General features: G+C 36.2%; 27 protein-coding genes, 1 pseudogene and 1 riboswitch. Of the genes and pseudogenes, 26 read left to right on the top strand and 2 right to left on the bottom strand.

The window, feature by feature from the left end:
* From G5W_RS23470 to G5W_RS0119260, 9 genes and pseudogenes are all read left to right on the top strand, one after another.
* Positions 1 to 166: septation ring formation regulator EzrA (locus G5W_RS23470; RefSeq protein ID WP_010099199.1), on the top strand; the 166-nt coding region annotated here is incomplete at its 5' end.
* 109 nt (positions 167 to 275) lie between these two features.
* Entirely contained in the window at positions 276 to 1,415 is a 1,140-nt protein-coding gene (locus tag G5W_RS0119295; protein ID WP_010099198.1) for a cysteine desulfurase family protein, read from the top strand.
* A gap of 6 nt (positions 1,416 to 1,421) precedes the next feature.
* Positions 1,422 to 2,623: pseudogene (gene thiI / locus G5W_RS22585) on the top strand (tRNA uracil 4-sulfurtransferase ThiI).
* Positions 2,624 to 2,719: 96 nt separating this feature from the next.
* Complete coding sequence (locus tag G5W_RS0119285; protein ID WP_010099196.1) at positions 2,720 to 2,929, top strand: alpha/beta-type small acid-soluble spore protein; 210 nt, start codon at positions 2,720 to 2,722, stop codon at positions 2,927 to 2,929.
* 216 nt (positions 2,930 to 3,145) lie between these two features.
* Entirely contained in the window at positions 3,146 to 3,760 is a 615-nt protein-coding gene (locus G5W_RS0119280) for a DUF2953 domain-containing protein (protein WP_010099194.1), read from the top strand.
* A 61-nt stretch (positions 3,761 to 3,821) separates the two neighbouring features.
* Entirely contained in the window at positions 3,822 to 4,418 is a 597-nt protein-coding gene (ytfJ, locus tag G5W_RS21710; RefSeq protein ID WP_010099192.1) for a GerW family sporulation protein, read from the top strand.
* Between the two features lie 72 nt (positions 4,419 to 4,490).
* The gene (gene tpx / locus G5W_RS0119270; RefSeq protein WP_010099190.1) at positions 4,491 to 4,991 is read left to right on the top strand and encodes a thiol peroxidase; all 501 of its coding nucleotides are present in this window, start codon (positions 4,491 to 4,493) and stop codon (positions 4,989 to 4,991) included.
* A 194-nt stretch (positions 4,992 to 5,185) separates the two neighbouring features.
* Positions 5,186 to 6,187, top strand: coding sequence for a class I SAM-dependent methyltransferase (locus tag G5W_RS0119265; RefSeq protein ID WP_010099189.1), 1,002 nt, complete (start codon positions 5,186 to 5,188; stop codon positions 6,185 to 6,187).
* Complete coding sequence (locus G5W_RS0119260; RefSeq protein WP_010099188.1) at positions 6,184 to 7,371, top strand: acetate kinase; 1,188 nt, start codon at positions 6,184 to 6,186, stop codon at positions 7,369 to 7,371. The genes G5W_RS0119265 and G5W_RS0119260 overlap by 4 nt, the downstream gene beginning before the upstream one ends.
* Before the next feature lie 57 nt (positions 7,372 to 7,428).
* On the opposite strand, the gene G5W_RS0119255 is transcribed toward G5W_RS0119260, so the two are convergent.
* Complete coding sequence (locus tag G5W_RS0119255; protein WP_010099187.1) at positions 7,429 to 7,863, bottom strand: universal stress protein; 435 nt, start codon at positions 7,861 to 7,863, stop codon at positions 7,429 to 7,431.
* A gap of 111 nt (positions 7,864 to 7,974) precedes the next feature.
* Between G5W_RS0119255 and G5W_RS24015 the strand changes: the two genes are divergently transcribed.
* Both G5W_RS24015 and ald read left to right on the top strand, forming a co-directional pair.
* Positions 7,975 to 8,130: a hypothetical protein gene (locus G5W_RS24015; protein WP_010099186.1), complete on the top strand. Its 156-nt coding sequence runs from the start codon at positions 7,975 to 7,977 to the stop codon at positions 8,128 to 8,130.
* Positions 8,131 to 8,266: 136 nt separating this feature from the next.
* The gene (ald, locus tag G5W_RS0119245; RefSeq protein ID WP_010099185.1) at positions 8,267 to 9,382 is read left to right on the top strand and encodes an alanine dehydrogenase; all 1,116 of its coding nucleotides are present in this window, start codon (positions 8,267 to 8,269) and stop codon (positions 9,380 to 9,382) included.
* Positions 9,383 to 9,427: 45 nt separating this feature from the next.
* Here the strand turns inward: ald and G5W_RS0119240 are convergent, their stop codons facing one another.
* A complete protein-coding gene (locus tag G5W_RS0119240; protein ID WP_010099184.1) occupies positions 9,428 to 10,525 on the bottom strand; it encodes a M24 family metallopeptidase in 1,098 nt (365 codons plus the stop codon).
* 141 nt (positions 10,526 to 10,666) lie between these two features.
* Between G5W_RS0119240 and G5W_RS0119235 the strand changes: the two genes are divergently transcribed.
* The 15 genes from G5W_RS0119235 to G5W_RS0119165 all read left to right on the top strand — a co-directional run bounded on the left by G5W_RS0119235 (position 10,667) and on the right by G5W_RS0119165 (position 23,687).
* The gene (locus tag G5W_RS0119235; RefSeq protein WP_010099183.1) at positions 10,667 to 11,332 is read left to right on the top strand and encodes a PspA/IM30 family protein; all 666 of its coding nucleotides are present in this window, start codon (positions 10,667 to 10,669) and stop codon (positions 11,330 to 11,332) included.
* A gap of 108 nt (positions 11,333 to 11,440) precedes the next feature.
* Complete coding sequence (locus G5W_RS0119230; protein WP_010099182.1) at positions 11,441 to 12,121, top strand: metal-dependent hydrolase; 681 nt, start codon at positions 11,441 to 11,443, stop codon at positions 12,119 to 12,121.
* 190 nt (positions 12,122 to 12,311) lie between these two features.
* The gene (locus tag G5W_RS0119225; RefSeq protein ID WP_010099180.1) at positions 12,312 to 13,643 is read left to right on the top strand and encodes a prepilin-type N-terminal cleavage/methylation domain-containing protein; all 1,332 of its coding nucleotides are present in this window, start codon (positions 12,312 to 12,314) and stop codon (positions 13,641 to 13,643) included.
* An 89-nt stretch (positions 13,644 to 13,732) separates the two neighbouring features.
* Entirely contained in the window at positions 13,733 to 14,128 is a 396-nt protein-coding gene (locus G5W_RS0119220; protein ID WP_010099178.1) for a type II secretion system protein, read from the top strand.
* Positions 14,129 to 14,212: 84 nt separating this feature from the next.
* Positions 14,213 to 14,644, top strand: coding sequence for a hypothetical protein (locus G5W_RS0119215; RefSeq protein ID WP_010099176.1), 432 nt, complete (start codon positions 14,213 to 14,215; stop codon positions 14,642 to 14,644).
* A gap of 1 nt (position 14,645) precedes the next feature.
* On the top strand, positions 14,646 to 16,271 hold the full coding sequence (locus tag G5W_RS0119210) for a GspE/PulE family protein (RefSeq protein ID WP_010099174.1): 1,626 nt from the start codon (positions 14,646 to 14,648) through the stop codon (positions 16,269 to 16,271).
* Between the two features lie 11 nt (positions 16,272 to 16,282).
* A complete protein-coding gene (locus G5W_RS0119205; RefSeq protein ID WP_010099172.1) occupies positions 16,283 to 17,323 on the top strand; it encodes a type IV pilus twitching motility protein PilT in 1,041 nt (346 codons plus the stop codon).
* Between the two features lie 55 nt (positions 17,324 to 17,378).
* On the top strand, positions 17,379 to 18,578 hold the full coding sequence (locus G5W_RS0119200) for a type II secretion system F family protein (RefSeq protein ID WP_010099170.1): 1,200 nt from the start codon (positions 17,379 to 17,381) through the stop codon (positions 18,576 to 18,578).
* Between the two features lie 47 nt (positions 18,579 to 18,625).
* A riboswitch (cyclic di-GMP riboswitch) is annotated at positions 18,626 to 18,709 on the top strand.
* 31 nt (positions 18,710 to 18,740) lie between these two features.
* On the top strand, positions 18,741 to 19,109 hold the full coding sequence (locus G5W_RS24595) for a prepilin-type N-terminal cleavage/methylation domain-containing protein (protein ID WP_010099168.1): 369 nt from the start codon (positions 18,741 to 18,743) through the stop codon (positions 19,107 to 19,109).
* Between the two features lie 91 nt (positions 19,110 to 19,200).
* Complete coding sequence (locus G5W_RS0119190) at positions 19,201 to 19,953, top strand: prepilin peptidase (RefSeq protein WP_010099166.1); 753 nt, start codon at positions 19,201 to 19,203, stop codon at positions 19,951 to 19,953.
* Positions 19,954 to 19,965: 12 nt separating this feature from the next.
* Positions 19,966 to 20,880: a type IV pilus biogenesis protein PilM gene (gene pilM, locus G5W_RS0119185; protein ID WP_010099164.1), complete on the top strand. Its 915-nt coding sequence runs from the start codon at positions 19,966 to 19,968 to the stop codon at positions 20,878 to 20,880.
* Between the two features lie 14 nt (positions 20,881 to 20,894).
* Positions 20,895 to 21,437 carry a hypothetical protein gene (locus G5W_RS0119180; protein ID WP_010099162.1) on the top strand — a complete coding sequence of 181 codons (543 nt, stop codon included), beginning with the start codon at positions 20,895 to 20,897 and terminating at the stop codon, positions 21,435 to 21,437.
* The gene (pilO, locus tag G5W_RS0119175; RefSeq protein WP_010099160.1) at positions 21,430 to 21,948 is read left to right on the top strand and encodes a type 4a pilus biogenesis protein PilO; all 519 of its coding nucleotides are present in this window, start codon (positions 21,430 to 21,432) and stop codon (positions 21,946 to 21,948) included. Before G5W_RS0119180 ends, pilO begins: the two co-directional genes overlap by 8 nt.
* A 128-nt stretch (positions 21,949 to 22,076) precedes the next feature.
* A complete protein-coding gene (locus G5W_RS0119170) occupies positions 22,077 to 22,301 on the top strand; it encodes a hypothetical protein (RefSeq protein WP_010099158.1) in 225 nt (74 codons plus the stop codon).
* A gap of 78 nt (positions 22,302 to 22,379) precedes the next feature.
* Entirely contained in the window at positions 22,380 to 23,687 is a 1,308-nt protein-coding gene (locus tag G5W_RS0119165) for a DRTGG domain-containing protein (protein ID WP_010099156.1), read from the top strand.
* Positions 23,688 to 23,714: the final 27 nt, after the last annotated feature.

The raw sequence follows: 23,714 nt of genomic DNA, 5'->3' as shown, positions 1-23,714 counted from the left end.
TTATAGAAGTAAATTCCCGCTACTTGCAGCAAGGCTGGCTGAAGCGGAAGGCTTGTTCAGAAGTTATAACTACGAAGTGGCTTTAGAGCAAGCTGCTAGTGCATTAGAAGAAGTTGAACCTGGGGCATTGAAACGAATAGAGGAGAACCAACTGTTGGTTAAATAATTTTTGTCTATGGGGCTGATTTATGGAAAGGAAATTTCCTAAAGTCAGCCTTCGATTTTTGTTTTATGAGAGATAAAGGCAGCACTTCATTACTATAGGGGAGGATATTATGATTTATCTAGATAATAGTGCAACAACGAAACCACATCCAGAAGTATTAAAAAGCTTTCAACAAGTATCTTCTAGTTTTTTTGCTAATCCTTCTTCCATTCATCAACTTGGAGGGGAAACAGAAAAGCTTCTATATACATCGAAACAACAAGCTGCAACGCTATTAAATGTCCATGAGGATGAAATTATCTTTACCTCTGGTGGAACGGAAGGGAATAATATTGCAATAAAGGGTATTGCCTTACAACATCAGGCCAGAGGAAAGCACATTATTACAACAGAAATTGAACACCCTTCTGTATATGAGGCTTGTAAAAGTTTAGAGTCATTAGGATTTGATGTTACCTATTTGCCTGTCAGCCAAGATGGCGTCATTTCAGTATCTGATGTTGAGCAAGCAATTAGACCTGATACGATACTAATTAGTATTATGCATGTAAATAATGAAATTGGATCTATACAACCAATTGAAGAAATTGGTCAGATTGCCAAAAAGCATCCGAAACTTCTATTTCATGTTGACTATGTTCAAGGATTAGGAAAGGTGCCACTAGTTTTAGCGGATAGTGGAATTGACCTTTGTACCATGTCTGGTCATAAAATTCATGGATTAAAAGGGACTGGGATTTTATACCGACGTAGAGGTATAAAACTATTCCCGTTATTTCATGGTGGTGATCAAGAATATAAGATACGTTCTGGAACAGAGAATCTTGCAGGTGCAGTGGCATTTGTTAAAGCATTACGATTAATCAAAGAGCGTGAACGATTAGAAATAAGTACGCTTCAACAATTACATCAACAATTGCGACAAGAGTTACAAAAAATAGATGAGATATTAATTAACACACCCAAGGACTCTGCTCCTCATATAATGAACTTTTCAATACCGGGACTAAAACCAGAGGTAATGATTCATACTTTAGGAAAGCAAGGAATATTTATTTCAACGAAGTCCGCATGTTCATCTAAGGATTTGGATGAAAGTAGAATTATTAAAGCTTGTGGTTATTCCCAGGATAGATCAAAATCTGCCTTACGTGTCAGCCTATCCTACGATAATACACAAGAAGAAATTAACGCATTAGTCGTGCAACTAAAAGAAGCATTAACCCAATTAAAAGAAGTAATGGAGTAGATAAATATGCAATATGATCATATATTAATTCGTTATGGAGAATTAGCACTAAAAGGAAAAACCGTAAAAAGTTTGTGGAAAAACTTCAACAAAATATACGACATAAACTAACTGAGTTTCCGGAAGTAAAAGTTAAAAGAACACAAGGTAGAATGTTCGTATTATTAGAGGGTCATGACCCATACCCGATAATCGAAAAGGTAAAAAATATATTTGGAATTCACAGTTTAAGTCTAGCTATTAAGGTTGAAAATGACCTGGAAGCTATAAAAGAAGCAGCATTATATGCCTTAACCAATTCAGAAAATATTAAGACGTTTAAAGTATCCGTCAAACGTATTAATAAGCAGTTTGCCATTCGATCACAAGAATTAAATCAAATATTAGGTGGACATCTACTTAGTAATACGGATGCATACACTGTTGATGTGCATCAACCTGATATGGAAGTAAAGGTTGAAATTCGACAGGAAGCAACCTATATTACTTCAAGTATTATACGTGGGGCTGGTGGACTTCCAGTCGGTACTTCAGGTAAGACGTTATTACTTTTATCTGGGGGTATTGATAGCCCAGTTGCTGGTTATTTGGCAATGAAACGTGGTGTGGAAATTGAAGCTATTCACTTTGAATCACCACCTTTTACAAGTGAACGAGCAAAACAAAAAGTAATCGATCTTGCCGAAAAACTAACTCGCTTCGGTCCGAGTATAAAAATTCATATAGTTCCTTTTACAAAGCTTCAACAACGAATATTCCAAGAAACTCCGGATGGCTATGGAATGACTGTTATGAGACGGATGATGTTACGGATCAGTGAGAGAGTTTGCCAAAAGGAAGATATTCTTTCCTTAACGACAGGTGAAAACCTTGGACAAGTTGCTAGTCAAACGATGACAAGTATGAACACGATTAATGAGGTTACGAACTATCCGATTATTAGACCATTAATCACAATGGATAAAGATGAAATCATAGAAATATCAAAAGCAATTGATACATTTGATATATCTATTAGACCCTATGAAGATTGTTGCACTATATTTGTTCCAAAAGCACCTAAAACAAAGCCAAAACGTGACCGCGTAAATTATTACGAGTCAAAATTTGATTATGAAGAACTTATTCAGGAAGCAATAGATGGAATAGAAGTCATTAGAGTCTCTGATCAAAAGAAGGCAGAAGACGTATTTGAAGGTTTGTTTTAAAGTTCGTCTTCGTTAATTCCAACACTTTCCAATAAAAAATACGAATGAATCACCTCCAAATAACACAATATAAGCGTACCAAGGAGGTGAAATACCATGGCAAACAACAATAGCAACAATTCAAATCAATTACTAGTACCTGGTGCAGAACAAGCACTAGAACAAATGAAGTATGAAATTGCTCAAGAATTTGGTGTTCAACTTGGTGCGGATACAACTTCTCGTGCTAACGGTTCTGTTGGTGGAGAAATCACTAAGCGTTTAGTACAAATGGCTGAACAGCAGTTCGGCGGAATTAATGGTTAATAACAACTAAATAGCATAAATGGCTAAGGGCTATTCTTCTATCGAGAATAGCCCTTTTATCATGTGATTGAATCCTGAAAAATTCAATCACAGACTATATGCATAAGTTTGGAAAGAAGTGGCAAACTATCTTTATCTTATATTAACGGGGATTTTGTGAAAAATTCGGAACATCTTTTTGGGAAATAAATAGGTACATGACATGGAGATGGGAGTATGGCTTGGATTATTATCCTGATAACATTAGTTATCATTCTTTTTATTCTTTTATGGTTCCGACTAAAAATTAAGATTCACTATTGTTTCCAAAAGAATAATCACCATTTACTGATTTCTGTTTACTATACAAAGTTACGACTGCTTCATCGAAAGATTGATTTAAATGGTGATGATACAGAAGAGTTTTCATTTATATTGGAATTCCTACAGGAAGTAACTGAAGATAAACTAACTGGATTTAAAGATATGGTTAAAAATATACTGGGGCAACTAAAACTGGCTAAAAACATGGTTACGATAATGCTTAAAAAGATTACTTTCCAGGAATTAAATTGGAATACACATATTGGTACTGGTGATGCTAGTACTACGGGGTTAGTGACTGGTGGAGTTTGGATGATTAAGGGGGGGCTGCTAGGATTTGTCTCAGAGTTATCGAATGTTGATTGTAAACCGAACTTAGCTATTACCCCACATTTCCAGCAAAAAGGACTATTTTCACAAGTTGATTGCATTGTAACGATTCGATTAGGAAAAGCTATATTTACAACTATGCGTGTTATACGAATTGCCAATATTTTTCCTGCTTCTAAATGGCAAATCGATTCATGAAGAAGTAGAAGTTTGCCTAATTATTACATATGCGTTGTTCGCAAAGTTAAGGAGGATAAAGATGGAAGAACATCCTATTCAAGGTCTGATGACGACAGCAATGGAAAACTTAAAGGATATGATAGAAGTTAATACGATTATTGGGGATCCAGTAGAATCACCTGATGGAAGTGTTATTATTCCGGTATCGAAAGTTGGATTTGGTTTTGCTGCAGGTGGTAGTGAGTTTATGCCTAGTGGCGGTTCACAAGGGAGTAGTGAAGGGGGATCGAGTAGTGAGGCTGTTTTCCCATTTGGGGGTGGAAGCGGTGGAGGAGTTTCAATAACCCCTGTTGCGTTTCTCATTGTAAGTCCTAAAGGGATTAAAATGGTACATTTGGACGAGAACACCCATATCTATGAGAAAATTATTGATTTTGCTCCGAAAGCGGTTGAGAAGATACAGCAATTACTGAAAGAAAGTAATATGGGTAAAGACAAAAAGGGTCATAACTCCAAAGATAAAGAAAAAGAACAGGGAAAAGAAAAGGATAAAGAACCAGAAAAGAAGGACAAAGGTAACGAGAGTAATAAGGAAGGTAAAAAGGAAAAGGAAAGTAAAAATTCAGATGAAGAAAACTCGGATTCAGAGGACTCTCCTTCCATATACGATATATAATATAGCTTTTCTTGGTAATCTACATTCTAATTAATTATAATGTAACTATAGTAATGGTACAGGAGGGATATTATGGTAAATGTAACATTCAAACAAAAACCAGTTACGTTGATAGGTTCAGAATTGAAAGTCGGAGATCAGGCGCCAGATTTTAAAGCTTTAGATAACGACCTAGAGGAAAAGATGTTATCAGATTATAAAGGTAAAATTAAACTCATTAGTGTCGTACCATCCATAGATACTGGTGTATGCTCCATTCAAACCAACCGTTTTAATGAAGAAGCGAAAAAATTAGATAATGTTCAGGTACTAACGATTAGTATGGACTTACCATTCGCACAGAAGCGATGGAGAGAAGTTAATCAAGTGGAAGACTTAAATATGCTCTCCGATCATCGCGATGCTGACTTTGGTGAAAAGTATGGCGTATTAATTAAGGAGCTTCGATTATTAGCTCGTTCCATATTCGTAGTCGATTCTAATGATAAAATTACATATGTAGAATATGTGAGCGAGGTTTCAGACCATCCTGACTATGACAAGGCTTTAGAGGCAGCGAAGAATGCTCAATAAAAATAAGTCTCCCTATATTGGGAGGCTTTTTACTATGTCATATATCAACTGACCTTTGGATGAATAAAAAGTTAAGTTGAGATTTTATCGAAATTATAACTTTTCTGCAAATCTTCTGTCTAAATCAATTCTTTTGTATAGGATTATAAGTATCTGTTACAATATAACGGGTCTAGATGGAACGGAGGATTATGATGGAAAGAACAAAAGTTGAACTATTATTTGAATGGATTGATGAAACAACAGAAGTCATTGAACAACATTTGAACGAACCTTATTTGGATAGTTTGGTAATAGCGTTGGAAACATTATTTTACCAGGGTGCTGAAGAATCAATGGATGATATTTTATCTCATAAATTGAATTCGGCTTTAGATCGTGTGAATTTAGAGGAATATCAATCAGAAGATATCCGTAAAGCTATTCAATTTGCTGTACTTAAAGGAATGAAGGATAACACACAGCAACAACACTTAATAACTCCAGAAGCAATAGCGCTTATTGTAGGATATCTAGCTCAAAAATTAATGGGTAATCAGAAAAATATCCGTATTTTTGATCCTGCTTCTGGCACTGGTAATCTGTTGACTACCGTCATTTCACAATTAAATGAAGGAGTCGCTGCTTATGCTAGTGAGGTAGATCCTACATTAATTCAGCTAGCTCTAGTAAATGCTAACTTACAAAAGACAACGATAGAATTCTTCCATCAAGACAGTCTACGTCCATTTTTATTGGATCCAGTAGATTTAATTGTCTCAGACTTTCCAGTTGGATACTATCCTGACGACATACGTGCAGCAAATTTCGAATTGAAATCAGATGAAGGTCATTCTTTTGCTCATCATCTATTCTTAGAGCAAAGTATGAATTATACGAACTCTGGTGGGTATTTATTATTACTTGTGCCAAATTTTATATTTGATAGTGAAGGTTCGGACAAGCTACATACGTATATTCAAAAAAATGCTCACATCGTGGGAGTAGTACAATTACCAGAGAGTGCATTTAAATCAGAGAAAAATTCAAAATGTATTTTAATCCTACAGAAGAAGGGGAAAAATACAGAAGGACCAAAACAACCATTGTTAGTACAACTTCCATCTTTAAAGAATACAAGTGCTATGGAAGATATCTTAGGAAAGATGAACAATTGGTTTCAAGAATATCATATCAACAGGAGTGAACAACCATGAGTAACGTCTTAGCCATTAACGCTGGTAGCTCATCATTAAAATTTCAATTAATTAAAATGCCACAAGAAGAAGTATCAGCAAAGGGGCTTGTCGAAAGAATTGGATTACCAGAAGCAGTATTTACATTTGAAGTAAATGGAAACAAGGATAAAACTGTAACGGATATTCCAAACCATGAGGTAGCAGTAAAATTACTGTTGGAGAAGTTAACTACTTCTGGTGTAATAAAATCACTTGATGAGATTGATGCTGTAGGTCACCGTGTTGTACATGGTGGAGAGAAATTTAATGACTCAGTATTAGTAACAGAACAAGTTATTAAAGATATTGAAGAAATTTCTGAATTAGCACCATTGCATAATCCGGCTAACTTAACAGGAATTAGAGCATTCAAAGAAGTATTACCAAATGTTCCTATGGTTACAGTGTTTGATACTGCATTCCATCAAACAATGGCTCCAAGTGCATATCTGTATAGCTTACCATACGAGTATTATGAAAAGTACGGTATACGTAAATATGGTTTCCATGGAACCTCTCACAAATATGTATCACAACGTGCAGCAGAGTTAATGGATAAGCCTTTAGAGGACTTGCGTTTAATTTCTTGTCATCTAGGTAATGGGGCAAGTATTGCAGCTATTAAAGGTGGTAAATCTATTGATACTTCAATGGGATTCACTCCGCTTGCAGGTGTTACTATGGGTACTCGCTCAGGTAATATCGACCCAGCATTAATACCATATATTATGGATAAAACGGGTAAAACTGCAGAAGAAGTAGTAAATGTTCTAAATAAAGAGAGTGGAATGCTTGCACTTTCAGGTTTTTCAAGCGATCTTCGTGACATTCAGGAACAATCTGCTACAAATGAGCGTGCAGAGCTCGCTCTTGATGTATTTGCAGGGAGAATCCATAAATATATTGGATCTTATGCAGCAAGAATGTCTGGTGTGGATGCGGTAATATTTACTGCTGGTGTAGGGGAAAATAGTGACACGATTCGTGCTAAAGTGTTAAATGGATTAGAGTTTATGGGAATCTATTGGGACCAATCACTAAACCACGCAGCAAGAGGAGTAGAACAATTTATCAGTTATCCACATTCACCTGTAAAAGTTATCGTTATCCCTACCAATGAAGAAGTAATGATTGCAAGGGATACAGTACGATTAACCAAATAATGTAAAAGGTTTTGGTAGCTAATACCAAAACCTTTTTTATGTTAATGCACCCTCAGACTATCTAACAACTAAAACATCACATGTTGCATACCTCGTTATACTTTCAGAAACACTTCCGATTAAAAACCGCTCTATTGTGTTCATTCCGGTTGCACCACAAATAATTAGATCTGCTTGAAATTCCATTGCAATATCTCGGGCTATTTTAACTTTTGGTGAACCGTATTCCAGACAACGGGAGATGTTCTGAATTCCAGCTTCTTGCGCTTCGGCAACGTAAGTATCCAGAAGATATTCTGCATATTCTTCGGTTTGTTCAGAAATTGTGCTGTCAAAGGATTCCGCAAAAGCAAAGGCTCGAAAATTCACGACATGGGCAATGATAAGGTGTGCATAATTGCGTTTAACAATATCGATTGCCTTTTGAAATGCCTTTTTAGAAGCTTCAGAGCCATCAATAGCTACGACGATATTTCTGTATTCAAAACGCATGTTAATCTCCCCTTCCTGTCTTTATTATATCGTAAAAGCGCTTACAATTGGTAAATGTAAACATGCTTTTAATGTCAATTTTAGTACAAACTATAAATGGAGGTGAGATACATGGCCAAAAAGAAGCAACAGAATAAGTTGTTCGAAGATCCAAGTGGAGTCTCTGCTGTAAAGAACCAATTATTTGAAAGTTATCAGAGTGGTGTTGTTGAAGACCAGCTGCATAATAATAAAGGGATATGGACTTTTAACAACAGAAAGGCTTAAGAATAACATCTCCAGACAATCTACTCTAAAAAAGGGTAGATTGTTTCTATTTTTTTCTGTATGATGTAGATAGTATGTATTTTTAGTTTTCTTATACAATGTAAGTGCTTACATAATGATAGGGGATGGTGTTCATATGAAGATAGGGATTCCAAAAGAGATTAAAAATAATGAGAATAGGGTAGCCATTACACCGGGTGGTGTATTAACCCTAAAAAATGCAGGACACGACGTATTTGTCGAAACAAATGCAGGACTTGGTTCAGGGTTTACCGATGAACAATATGCAGAGGCAGGGGCTGTTATTGTAGAAACAGCAAAAGAAGCATGGAAACAGGAAATGGTAATGAAAGTAAAAGAACCGTTACCGGAAGAGTATGATTATTTTTATGAGGGACAAATCCTGTTCACGTATCTTCACCTAGCGGCAGAAGCCGAATTGACTCGTGCCATGTTAGAACGAAAAGTAGTTGGGATCGCTTATGAAACGGTTCAGCTACCAAATGGTTCCCTTCCACTATTAACTCCGATGAGTGAAGTGGCAGGCCGAATGGCAGCACAAATAGGTGCTCAATTCTTGGAAAAGTCTAAAGGCGGTAAAGGAATATTACTTGCCGGAATTCCAGGAGTTAAGCGGGCGAATGTTACCGTTATTGGTGGTGGAGTAGTCGGCGCAAATGCTGCTAAGATAGCTGTTGGACTTGGTGCAAATGTGAGTATTTTGGACTTGAATCCAGAAAGACTGCGTTATTTAGACGATATCTTTGGCACTTCTATTAATACGATGATGTCAAATCCAATGAATATTGCTGAATGTGTCGCACAGTCTGATTTAGTAATAGGGGCCGTATTAATACCAGGAGCAAAAGCTCCAAAGCTCGTTACAGAGGAAATGGTGAAACAAATGTCCGAGGGTTCTGTCATCGTTGATGTAGCAATTGATCAAGGTGGTATATTTGAGACGAGCGATCGAATAACAACTCATGATAATCCAACCTTTACCAAGCATGGAGTGCTTCATTATTCTGTAGCGAATATGCCTGGCGGTGTTCCAAGAACGTCCACTATAGGTTTAACAAATGTAACAGTACCATATGCACTACAGATTGCAAATAAAGGCTATCGTGAGGCGTGTTTAGGAAATGCAGCCCTATTAAAAGGATTGAATACAATGAATGGCTTTGTAACTTATGAAGCAGTTGCAGTTGCTCACGGATTAGAATATAAAAATGCTGAAAAGTCTTTAGGATAAAAAAAGAGGGTCACTTTAATAGTGGCCCTTCGTTTGCTTTTATATTTATTCTACGATTTGTAATTCCTTTGGAAATTTCGTTAATACCTCGGCGCCATTTTCAGTCATGAATATCATGTCCTCGATACGAACGCCAGTTACATTAGGTACATAGATTCCAGGTTCAATCGTATATGACATTCCTGTTTGTAATGGTAAGGTATTATTTCCATGTAAGGATGGATACTCATGTGTTTCTAAACCTAAACCATGGCCTATTCGATGATTGAAGTATTTCCCGTAACCATTAGCCTCAATATGTTCCCGTGCAGCCTTGTCGATATTCCCAACTGCATTGCCTAATTTGGATGCCTCTACTGCTTTTAATTGTGCTTCTAGTACAGTTTGATAAATCTTTGTTTGCTCTTCGTTTACAGTTTGAAATGCTACTGTTCTTGTGATATCAGAACAATATCCTTTATAGATGACTCCTAAATCAAATAAAACCATATCACCTTTTTTAAGTTTAGCTGTTCCTGGTGTTCCATGTGGTGAAGCGGTTTTTTGCCCGAACAAGGTCATAGTTGAAAATGACATGGACTGAACACCTTGTTTTTTCAGTTCATATTCGATTTTTGCGATTACTTCCATTTCAGTAATACCTTCTTTTAAGGCATTGATTCCGATCTGAACACCATAATCAGCAAGTTCTGCAGCTTTCTTCAGTAATTCATATTCTTCTTTGCTTTTAATAACCCGTAATGTAGCAAGGATTTCTTGAACATTTTTTACTTTTGTTTCTGGAAGAATGCGTTGAATACTATTGTATCTGCTTAAAGTAAGGCTCTCCTCTTCTACTCCAAGAGTAGAGGGGATTTTCCCTTCATTATTTAGGAAAGATAGAAATAATTCCCATGGATCTTCATGATCATGATAATCAATCATGGAAAAATTCCAACCAGCTGCTCGTGCATCCTCTGCCTCCATTGCTGGTAATATCATAATTGGATCCTGTTTTAAACTAATATACACTGCGACAACACGTTCGTGTGGATCAGTGTAATAATTACTTAAGTAGTACACATTTGCTGGAGAAGTCACTAGTATACTATCCAATTCATTGTTATGTAGTTTCTTTAGTAAAGCGTCTAATCTTGTAGACATTTATATCACCTCATTTATTACTAACCATTATAAACCTTATAAAAAATGAAATACAACTAAGACAATTTTTTGAAACCAATTTTCATTCTAATCGTAGTAATTAGTAGTCATTACAAAATTTAAATAATTAGGAGGCTAATCATGTTTAAATTTTTTAAGAGAATGAAAACAATTGTCAGTTCAGAGCTAAATTCCATGCTTGATAAAGCTGAGGACCCTGTGAAAATGCTCGACCAGTTTCTTCGTGACATGGGCGAAGATATCCGAGAGGCAGAAGCGGCAGTAGCAAAGCAAATCGCAAATGAAAAGATATTAATGCGAAAAGCTCAGGATGCTCAAGCAATGGTTGAGAAAAGACAGGCTCAGGCTGAAAAAGCTGTTCAGGCTGGGGAAGACGACTTAGCTAAGCGGGCATTGCAAGAAAAGAACGAATATGAAAATCAGGCTGCCTTACTTAACCAATCCTATGAGCAGGCGAAAAACGATTCACAAGTTTTAAAGAGTAAATTGGATGAAATGAAACGAGAATATCAAGAAATGGTACTAAAGAAAGATTCTCTTAAAGCACGTGCTGAATCGGCAAAAACACGTACAAAAATCAATCGAAGCATGTCCTCAATTGGTGGAGATGAATCAAGACAAGGCTTTGCTAGAATGGAAGAAAAAGTACTCCGATTTGAGGCAGAAGCTGAAACTAGTGAGGATTTATCTACCCAGAGCAGAACTTTAGATGATGAATTTAAAAAGCTGGATACAGCGGTAGAGGATGAACTAGCTGAATTGAAAAAGGCAATGGGAAAAGAATAATTCAAAAGAGGCGGCATTAAAAATGCTGTCTTTTATTTTTTTGTTGAAGGAATACTAACTTGTATGTCGAATCTATACTGTAGCAAAAGATTAGAAAGGATGATTTTGATGAAGCTTTCCTATCATGGACATTCTGTTGTCAAGATTGAAACAGGGAATCACATTATTTTAATTGACCCATTTATTACAGGTAATCCAGTATGTGATTTAGAGGTTGAACAAGTGAAGGCAGATTACATACTCCTAACTCATGGTCATAATGATCATGTCGGAGATACTGTAGAAATAGCTAAAAGGAACGATGCTCTAGTTATCGCGCCTAACGAACTTGCTGACTACCTTGGTACCAAAGGTGTTCGGGTACATAATATGCATATTGGGGGTTCACGACAATTTGAATTTGGTAAAGTGAAATTTACCCAAGCTTTTCATGGGTCTTCCTTTACAGAAGAGGATGGCACAATGATTTATACGGGAATGCCAGCAGGGATTTTAATCATGGCCAATGGAAAAACCATTTATCATTTAGGAGACACAGCATTGTTTAGCGACCTGAAAATGTATGGTGAGTTGAATGATATCGATATCGCATTTATTCCAATAGGTGATAATTTTACCATGGGGCCAGAAGATGCATTGATTGCAGCAGATTGGGTCAAGGCTAAAACGGTCGTACCGATTCATTATAATACCTTCCCGTTAATCGAACAAAATCCAGCAGAGTTTGCTCGAAATGTACAAACTGGAAAAGGATTAGTAATGGAAGTTGGGAGCGAAATAAACCTATAATAACGTAGTTTGGAAGCTAGACAGTAGAAAGTTATTACTTTAAAAAAGGCCGTTCAATAGCTGTTCGGTCTTTTTCGTTTGTGAGTTATAGGGCTAATGTATTGGTAATATATACTTATTTATCAGAAAGAAAATGCTATAATAGATATCAATCAAACTCTGTGAAAAAAATAAAAGTGGTGTAAATAAGATGAAAAAGTATCTATCCTCTAATCAAGGGTTTACTTTGGTTGAACTACTTGCTGTCCTTGCAATTGTGACGATCGTTTTTTCGTTAGCCTACAGTGTGTTATATACAGTGATTAATTTTAATGAAAAAAATAGTGCTGAGATTTTATTAGAGCAAGAAGCAAATGTCATTATCAATGATATCAAGAATCGTCATCATGGTGATGATATATACCAGCTATGCTATGATCAACTCCTGTTGAATCCTGATTTGACCATGCAATTAAAGGTGAATTCTACTATAGTGAACGCACAACAGCCATGCACTTCCGATTTAGATCCTGAAGAAGATCTTCAAGTTGAGCTTAATTTAGTTGATTCTGCTCACAATTCTCTAACTTTGGAGACAGCGGTAGAGGGGAGGACATCGGAGTTAATCGTACTACAACGTCAATCTGATAGTAGTTTTTATTCCTTTTTACGAGCGAATAATGTTTATATTTATACTTCTGAATTTATTTTTCAAGGTAATCAAGTGAACGGATCGAATGCCTCTATTGTCATTCTAGGAGACATGATAACGGAACATTTAAACGGTGGAGCTCTCAATCAAGTTTCTACTATCTATATTGATGGCGATGTCCGTTTAAGTGGTGGAAGTGCAGGGATAGGGTCTGCGTCAGCTCCCGGCGAAATAGTGGTTAATGGCGATTTATCGCTCTGGGAAGGAAGACGTGAGATTTTTGGAGATGTATATGTAAATGGTAATTTACGATTAAAGGATGCCGTAATTAATGGGAATATCTATGTCAATGGTGACGTAGAGCTAGGTTGGACTCCTACATTAAATGGCAATTCGAAGATATATTATACGGGTACTCTATCGCATCCAGACAACTACCGAGAAGGTATATTGAGGAATGTAGTCCAGCAGGAACAAGTTGCTGTACAATCGATTCCCAATAATAGAATCCCTAATCTTCGTGATGATAGTTGGTTTATGGAGAATGGTTATACCAATACCATTACTAGTGATCAAAATATGAAGATATTCGGAAACAACATTAATTTAGATAGTCATTATAATAGTACAGCCGATAAGTACGTCGATTCATTTACTAATTTCATTATCGTTAGCAAGGGGGACATTAGTATAGGAGGGAAAAGTTGGATAAACAAATTCTCTGGATTAGTGATTGCTCCGAATGGAAAGGTTACATTCAATGGCTCCTCTTTTGAGGGTATTGTTATTGCTAGGGATGGTTTTCATGTAAAGAGTGGAGGAACTAAAGTAAATTACCTCCATATTGATGAATATATTAAAGGTTTGAGTGAGTTTCCTCTTGTACAGTAGTGAAGGTATAGGAGGGGATTTATAATGGTCCCCATCCGAAAGAAGTACCCACTTATCAGCGTGATTCTCAATAGCGGGAGTGAGATTAGATGTTCCACAACAAAAACGGGTTTACACTAGTAGAATTGTTAGCTTCCATTGCTATATTAACGCTTGTTATCGGAGCTTTTATACCGATATTTATTAATATTGCTCAATGGAATAATAAATCAGAGGACAATCTGATTGGGGCTAATTTAATAGCAGAAGTTGCCTACAATTTAGAAAGTAATGCAGAAGGTTTTTCAAATATCGAGATTGCCAGCTGTAACGATACTTATTCTTTCGTTGATTATGGTGATTCATATGAGATGAACGGTAGAGAATATGATGTAAATCTACATGTATGTCAAGAGGAAAAAGTAAGTCTTTATCGAACAAAGATCCAAATTTATTCACAGGATAATACCCTTGTAGGTGAGTCGTATACATATATACGGAAATAGATGAAATGTTTCTTTGTGGAAAATGTGTAAAGTGATTCTTATATTTTTACAATTCTAAATTTCTGGAAGAATGGAGGGGTATTTATGAGAATTTGGAATAATGAAAAGGGCGCTGCTTTAGTAATGACTGTAATGGTTATCACTCTCATCCTTCTATTTGTCATGGCTTTATTTTTCCAAATTACTAATACGACTAAACAAATTCAGAAGGGAAAAAGTATCACGGTAGCTGAACAGATAGCAGCTATGGGGGTAGACTATTATCAGACTTATGTAAAAGAGAACTTACCTACTATTTATGAAGCAGAAGATGAGGTAAGGTTGCCCGATATAAGGGTGGGAGAGAAATTTAATCTTGATGATTCCGGCAACTATAAGTTTTGGTTTGCGGATCATTCCCTAAACAGAACCTCGGAGTCGGAGATGAATATTACGTTTACCAGTATTGGAGAAGCAAATGGTGAAGTAGAAGAAATAGAATCATCGATAATGATACAAATAGAAAGTGGTGAGTAATATGCCCGCACGGAAAAGGTTGGGAGATCTCTTACAAGAGGCTGGATTGGTCACAGAAGAGCAAGTAAATGAAACCATTGCAAATAAGAAACCAAATCAAAAATTGGGCGATGCATTATTAGAACGCGGTTATATTACAGAAAAGCAGTTAATTGAAGTTCTTGAGTTTCAATTGGGAATTCCACAAGTATCGCTTTATCAATACCCAATAGAAAAAGAAATACTAGGATATGTCTCAAAGGAAGTTGCGCAGCGTAATCTGATTATGCCACTTAAGATTCAAGGAAGCTCGCTTGTTATCGCAATGAAAGACCCGATGGATTATTATGTAATCGATGATCTAGAGCTATCTACGGGTTTCAAAATATCGCCAGTGATAGCTACAAAAGACGATATTTTACATGCAATCAACAGATACTATTTTAGGGATGAGAGTGGCATTTCAATTGGAATCGCTCATGATGGTGATGAAGCTCCAATAATAAAATTATTAGATCAATTACTGCAAGCTGCGATCCAATTGCGGGCGAGTGATATACATATCGATCCACATGAATCAGATGTTTATGTACGTTATCGTATTGATGGTCGGTTGCATACCGAAACGATTTTATCCAAACAGATTCAAAGTCCATTAGTGGCTAGAATTAAAATCCTTGCTAATTTGAACATTACGCAAACACGTTTACCACAAGATGGCCGAATAAAAATGACGGTTAATACAACTCCTGTTGATTTGCGCATTTCCTGTCTCCCGACAGTTTTTGGGGAGAAAGTAGTTATTCGTGTTCTTGATTTACAGAACGCTCTAATGGATCTAAGTGAATTGAATTTTTCTAAGGAAAATCATCAGAAATATCGAAAGTTAATTACTCAGCCATCAGGGCTAGTACTCTTAACTGGACCAACTGGTTCCGGGAAAACGTCAACTTTATATGCCTCCATAAACCTGTTGAATAAAGAGCATGTCAATATCATTACAGTTGAAGATCCAGTAGAGATTCAATTAAAGGGTATTAACCAGGTCCAAGTAAATAGTTCTATCGGACTCACATTTGCAGATGGATTACGCTCTATTTTAAGACAGGATCCAAATATTATTATGGTAGGAGAAATACGGGATCAAGAGACAGCTGAGATTGCGATAAGAGCATCTTTAACTGGTCATTTAGTATTTAGTACGTTGCATACCAATAGTGCGTTGGATACTGTACCACGGTTGATTGATATGGGTGTAGAGCCGTATCTAGTAGTTTCTTCATTAAATGGAGTCGTAGCACAACGGCTAGTCAGAAGGATTTGTCGAGATTGTAAAACGGAAAGACCAGTTACAGAAATGGAAAGGAATATTTTTACCAAAAACGGAATTCAGGCAGAACAAGTTTCATATGGAAGAGGCTGTGGGAGTTGCCATCAGCAAGGTTATCGTGGTCGAATTGCTGTTCATGAAGTTGTAATAATGGATGAGACCATCAAAGGTATGCTTTTGAATCACGCCTCCATAAAAGAGTTACGGGACTATTTAAGTAACCAAGGAGCATCCTTCTTAATTCAAGATGGCCTTATGAAGGTTAGGGAAGGGTTAACAACGATGGAAGAAATTATGCAGATTTCGATAGGGTATTAAGGGGGATTAACATGAAGGAACAATTTGAAAGCTGGTTAAGGGAAGCCTATGATATGAACGCTTCCGATGTTCATCTAACCATAGGAAAAGCCCCTATTTTTCGTGTGAATGGTAAATTGATAGAACAAAATAAAGAAAAAATAATGCCATCTATGACGAAGACAATCGTCCAAGAGATATTACCAGAGGAATTATGGAAGGAATTGGAGCTTAAGCGGGAAATCGATTTTTCTTATGGCATTAGCGGTGTTTCACGTTTCCGCATTAATACCTATTTTCAGCGTGGGGAATTGTCACTTGCTATTCGAATCATACCAACTAGAGTTCCTTCTATAGACGAGCTGAAACTACCACAAATAGCGAAGAAGCTTGTTACTTATCATCAGGGACTTATATTAGTTACCGGCCCGACCGGAAGTGGGAAGAGTACTACATTAGCAGCGATGGTAAATCACATGAATCAAACGATAGAAAAACATATTATTACCCTAGAAGATCCAATTGAGTACATGCATTCGCATAATCAATCCATCATAGATCAACGAGAGGTCGGTTTTGATACGAACAGTTTTGCGGGTGGACTACGTGCAAGTTTGAGACAGGATCCAGATGTGATTCTAGTAGGTGAAATGCGTGATTTAGAGACAATTTCTACAGCTATTACAGCGGCAGAGACAGGTCATTTAGTATTAGGGACACTCCATACAAAAGATGCTGTGTCTACGATTGAGAGGATAATTGATGTTTTTCCTCCCGAGCAACAAGAACAGATACGTATTCAACTATCCTCCATATTAAAAGCAGTAATCTCTCAGCGCTTATTAGTAACAAAGGATCAATCTGGTAGGTGTGTTGCAACGGAAGTGTTAATTAATAACTCAGCGGTTAAGAATTTAATTAGAAATGAAAAATTACATCAGGTTCAAAGTGTTCTTCAGACGTCTAAAGAGCAGGGAATGCATACATTAGAAATGGATTTGAGAAGGTTAATACAAGAAAATATCATCAGTTCAGAAACCGCAGCTCCTTTTTTAATTGATAGGAATATATAGGGGGTATTTTAAAGTTATATAGGATATTACGTTAATAGGAGAAAGGGGGGGAGCCATGAACTTTCAATATGTTGCCAAAAATAGTATAGGTGAACGAGTGAAGGGGAAAATTGAAGCAGATAACAAAGAGTCTGCGCTTCAAGAGTTAGAACGAGAAAAACTGTTTGTTATTGAGATAGAGGAAACATCTGTTTGGAATAAAGATATCGTATTTGCAAAACGTGTCCATAATAAAGAATTTGTATTATTTTTAAGACAATATGCCACACTTATACATGCGGGAATTCCGATCTCAGACTCAACCAAAACAATGGCAAAACAAACTGATAACCATACATTGAAGTTAGCACTAACCGATATAGATAAACAATTGGATAGAGGTGAACCTTTGTCCAGAGCAATATCGAAACATCCCAAGCTTTTTCCTTCCCTGCTGGTTAACATGATAAAAGCTGGTGAGGCAAGCGGTAAACTGGATGAAATATTGAATGAGATGGCTGATTACTTTGAAAAAGAATATCGGAATAGACAGCGCATTGTTTCAGCAATGATGTATCCCAGCATAGTGGGAATTATTACTTTGTTTTTAAGTATATTCTTACTAGTTTTCATTGTGCCTCAATTTGTAGGAATGTTTCATTCTTTTGGGGAGAATATTCCTCCATTTACTCAATTTATTTTAAATCTAAGTCAGATTGTCGGACGATACTGGTGGATGCTAGTACTTCTATTAGTAGGTTTAATACTTATATATAGGATTCTGCTGAAAAATGAATCGTTTGCCTATCGAATGGACAAGTTAAAAATGAAACTGCCATTCCTAGGTGTCCTTGTTCATAAAGGTGCTCTGGTCCGGTTCATGACAACCCTAAGTACTTTAGTAAATAGCTCTGTGCCGATTTTGCAATCTGTCGAAATTACCGAGGAGGTTGTGGAAAATAGAGTATTAAAAAATGTCTTAGTAAAGGTTCGAAAATCGCTTGAAGTCGGAGAATCTATGACAACTCCTATGAAATCACATTGGGCATTTCCTGCCTTAGTTATCCAAATGATTCAGATTGGAGAGAAAACGGGAACATTGGACCAGATGCTCATGAAGGCAGCTTCTTTTTATGAGGAAGAAGTAGAACAACTATCTACTAGGATTAAAACGTTAATAGAACCATTCATGATCATTATTTTGACAGTTATTGTGGGAAGTATAATTGCAGCAGTAGTTGTACCGATGTTCTCATTATTTGAAAATATCCGATAAAAATTATGATAGATTATATTGGAAACATCTATTATAATAATCATAGGACTTATGTAGGAGGCTAGGAATAATTACCTGTATTTGGGCACTTGGGTAGTTAGGAGCCAGTAGTGCAACCGACCAACTATGTTTATAAAATAATATAGTAAAGGTGGGAGTTGAATGCTTAAACGTATTCAAAAAAATCAAAAGGGTTTTACTCTAGTAGAATTACTAGCTGTAATTGTAATTCTAGGTATTATCTTGGCTATTGCAATACCAGCGATAGGGAATGTAATTGAGAAATCAGAAAACGATGCACATGATGCGAACGTTGAATTATTTGAAAATGCCGCAAGACTTGCACATGTAAGTGGCGTAGCAATAGATGCAAGTGTTCAAGGTTATACACTAAGCACATTAGAAAGTAATGGTTTCCTAGAGGAAATACCTGAAGATCCAAAAGCGGATGGTGCTAAATATAGTGGAAATTCATTTGTTAAAGTAAATGAAGGTGCAAATGGAAAAGTAACATTCACGTATTCAAGATAGTTCTATTTTGATATATAATTGATATATTAAACGCCCATGCATAACAATAATTTGCAGGGCGTTTTCTTAAAATTACATAGGGAGAAAGTAAATGGGGATTTTTATCGTGTTATTTTTTATATTAGGCTTGATTTTTGGCTCGTTTTTTAATGTAGTCGGTATACGTGTACCACAAAAGAAACCCTTTATCCATGATCGTTCAGAATGTCCGCACTGTCACCATAAATTGGCATGGTATGAACTCATCCCGGTATTCTCTTATATGATACAGCTAGGGAGATGTAGAAACTGTAAACAGAAAATATCTTTCATTTATCCAATGATGGAATTACTAACAGGAGTACTGTTTGCTTTAAGTTTTATCCATATTGGTTTAAAAATAGAATTATTAGTAGCATTACTTTTAATATCTCTATTAATTATTATTTTTGTTTCCGATCTGAAGTATATGCTTATACCAAATAAAGTCTTGGTATTCTTTTTGCCACTTTTTATCATCCTAAGAATAATCGAGCCATTAGAACCTTGGTGGTCTCCGATTGCTGGTGCTATTACTGGTTTTGTTATTATCGCTCTAATCATTCTCGTTAGTCGAGGGGGAATGGGGGCTGGGGATATGAAGCTATTTTTTGTATTAGGAATTGTATTAGGAATAAAAAACGTACTGATAGCTTTTTTCCTATCTTGTTTAATTGGGGCATTAATTGGTATGCTGTTACTTTTATTTAAGCGAATTGACCGAAAACAACCAGTACCCTTTGGTCCATATATTGTCATTGGAACGTTATTGACTTATTTCTACGGTGATGTACTGTTGAACTGGTACCTTTCGAATATAATCTAGGTAGGTGGTAGCATGGGACTACTAAAGAATGGCAGAGTTAATATAGTTATCACAAATCACGTGCTTAGGTATTCCTATCATAAGCATGCTACACTGGAAAGTTTGGTAGATAAGGGAGAAGTAGATTTACCTCCTGGTACGATAAAGGATGGCGTAATTGAAAATAAAGAACTGTTATCGAAAGTACTAACAAAATTAATCAAAAAGAAAAGATGGAAAAAGAAAGAGTTATTTTTCTGTTTACCAGATGATTCTGTTGTGATTCGGGAAATTACCATCCCGATGTCGCTTACACATGAAGAAGCTATAAGCTATCTACATCATCAACTAGGAACTAGCTTTCATCTTCCTTTTGCTAATCCAGCGATAACGATTGAGTTTTTAGAGGAGAATGAACAGGAACGAGAGATACTATTATATGCCTATCCAAAAGATAAAATTGTAGCGTTTGAAGAAGTATTTCGAGAAGTTGGTTTAAAACCACTAGTTGCTGATTTAACTTCTCTATCTGTTTATCGATATTATTATAAACGATATCGACAAGAGAATGACCACGTTTTACATATTCAGTGGAATTGGAACGCTTTGATTGTCACGGTGTTTCATCATCATAAGGCAATCTTTACAAGATACTTAAAGTTAAACTTAAATGGTTATCCATATGATTTGAGCAAGAAAGAAATAGAAGAAGCAATTGGTCAAAATACGATTGAAATCAATCGTTTAATTGATTTTTACCAATACTCCATTTCAAATGGACAGGCAAACATCAGTCTAGTATTATTATCTGGCGATTTTCCATACTTAGATGAAGTAAAGAAAAAATTGAAGGAAAGCCTTATTCCTGAGGTGTTTACTTTTTCAGATAGTGATGAAGAACTGAGGTATCTAGATGTTTTTGGCCTCGCATTGAAACAAGAAGCGTAAAAGGGGAGCAATAGATGAATGTAGAAATTAATTTTCTTGAGAAGAAGAAAAAAAGAAATGTTGCCCCATATTTAATTACCTTTTTAAGCATCCTATTTCTTTCTCTTGTTGTTGGAGCTACTTTCTTTCAAGGAAAATTAATAAGTAATGAGATTGCTGATAACACCAAAGAATTTACGCAGTTAGAAGCATCTGTTTCAGATTACCAGGGGAACTTAGCTGACCAACGAAACTTGGCACATTTACAAAAAACAGTTGATAAGCTTTTACAAAATTCTTTTCCTACTGTATCGATATACCAGGATGTCTTAAAGTTATTAGAAAATGAGGACCAACTACTATATTATCAACAAAATACTCAGCAACAATTCGTGTTAGAGACCAAATTTACCAATCTCGATTCGGTAACCGTATTTATTTCTGAATTACTAGAATTGACCTATGTTACAGATGTGCATTTAGATGGTGTTCATCTGGTAGAGAAAGGTTATGAAGCTAACCTAACCGTTACATTTGATGAAACAGCAGTGAAAAAGGAGCTTAGCTCAAATGAATAAGCAAAAGTATGCATGGATTTTAGTCGGGATAATTATTTTATCTGCTGGACTTTATGTTTTATTGTACTTCTCTACGATCCAACCGAAGATAGCGGAGAATAAACAACTGGAAAAGGAGATCTCCATGTATTCAGCAGCTATCGAACAATTAACGAATGAGAAAAGCAATGATCAACATACGGAAGAAATAACGAAGCTAATGTCTAGTATTCCAACGGAAAAAGAACCAAATATGGTATTACAAAGTATAAATAAGTTGGCAAGAAAAGCAAAGGTTACGGTAACTTCTCTTGCCTCTACTCAGTTAGGAGAGGAAAATCTTGCGGGTCCATTAAATGAAGCGATATACACGGTTGAAATTAATGGGTCTAATCTTAAACAAATCAATACTTTTCTGGGTTCTATTGCGGAGAGTGAACGGTTGATGACCGTGGATACACTTGAAATTAACCAACACGGTACAAGTGTTACAGCAATCATGAACATTACAACCTATTATTACAACCATTAGAAATCCAGTGTTTTTTACGACATCTCCTGTTATAAAATTTGTTAATGGGAGGTGTTTTTATATCGGAACAACAAGTTCTGTTTGTCCCTTCTTCGACATAAACTGGATACAAAAAGGAGGGAACTATTTTGAGGCATTATGCTTTTCTTCGATTATTGTTAGCAGGTTTCTTTTTGTATTTTGCCTGGCCATTAATTCCTCAAGCCAGTTCACGGCTAGAATTCATCTTCTGGGGGGCATGGCTAGCATTTTTAATTATCGTAATTGGAGCTAATTTAGCTACTTTGTTAAAGATGTCTGACCCGCCGATAATGGAACAGGAGCTTGATAAAATTAGACAAACAGATGGTTAAACATTGAGCCTTATGCGATTCATCTGTATAATATAGTTACAAAAGGTGACTAGTACAGTTGGAAAGTCGGTGATCCGAATGGCTACAAAACATGAACAAATTATACAACATATCATCTCATTGCCGGTAGGAAGTAAAATTTCAGTAAGGCAAATAGCCAAAGATTTAAATGTAAGTGAAGGAACAGCCTATCGTGCAATAAAAGAAGCGGAGAACATAGGTCTTGTAAGTACAATTGAACGAGTTGGCACAATAAGAATTGAACGTAAGAAGAAAGAGAACTTTGAAAGACTCACGTTTGCTGAAGTGATTAATATCGTGGATGGACAAGTACTCGGTGGACGTGAGGGATTACATAAGACATTAAATAAATTTGTTATTGGAGCAATGCAGTTAGATGCTATGATGCGTTATACAGAAGCAGGTTCCCTATTAATAGTTGGTAACCGTGTAAAAGCGCATGAATTAGCTCTTAGTGAAGGTGCTGCTGTATTAATTACAGGTGGATTCGATACAGATGATTATATTAAAAGACTTGCAGACGAATTACAGCTACCAATCATCTCTACAAGCTATGACACGTTTACTGTTGCGGCAATGATAAACCGAGCTATATATGATCAACTTATAAAAAAAGAGATCGTATTTGTAGGGGATATTTGTACCCCTTTTGAGCAAGCTCATTATTTGAAGTTAAGTAATAGGATAGCAGATTGGTATAAAGTAAATGAACAGTCTACGCATTCAAGGTTTCCTGTGTTAGATGATAAGAACCGTGTCATTGGGATGGTAACGTCAAAGGATATTATTGGAAAAGAAATGGACTTTCCAATAGACAAAGTAATGACAAAAAATCCTATTGTTGTGCAATCCAAAACCTCTCTTGCATCTGTTGCTCATATGATGGTGTGGGAAGGTATTGAGGTTGTTCCAGTCGTAAATGAATCTTCTGTTTTAAAAGGAATAGTATCTAGGCAGGATGTATTAAAGGCATTACAACAAATTCAACGTCAGCCACAAGTTGGTGAAACGATTGATGACATTATTAAAAATAATGTAGAAGCAGTTCAAGATGATAAATCTGCGTATCACGCTAAGGTTATTCCACAAATGACGAATCAGCTCGGGACTCTATCCCACGGAGTATTTACATCACTTGTTACCGAAGCAAGTAGTCGGTTACTCCTCCATTTGAAAAAAGGGGACTTGGTAGTAGAGAATATTACAGTGTTTTTCATCAAACCAGTTCCAATTGATGCTAATTTAATTATAAAGCCAAAAATCATTGAAACAGGCCGCATCTATGCCAAGATTGATGTAGAAGTATTTCATGATAAAAAGCTGGTTGGAAAAGCATTACTCATGGCTCAAATTATTGATCGATAGTGGATAATAAAAGCTGACTAGATAGAG

The sequence above is a fragment of the Ornithinibacillus scapharcae TW25 genome, assembly GCF_000190475.1.
Lineage (GTDB): Bacteria > Bacillota > Bacilli > Bacillales > Amphibacillaceae > Ornithinibacillus > Ornithinibacillus scapharcae.
The sequence above is the reverse complement of the archived record's forward strand: the minus strand, read 5'-3'. Positions and strand labels throughout refer to the sequence as shown.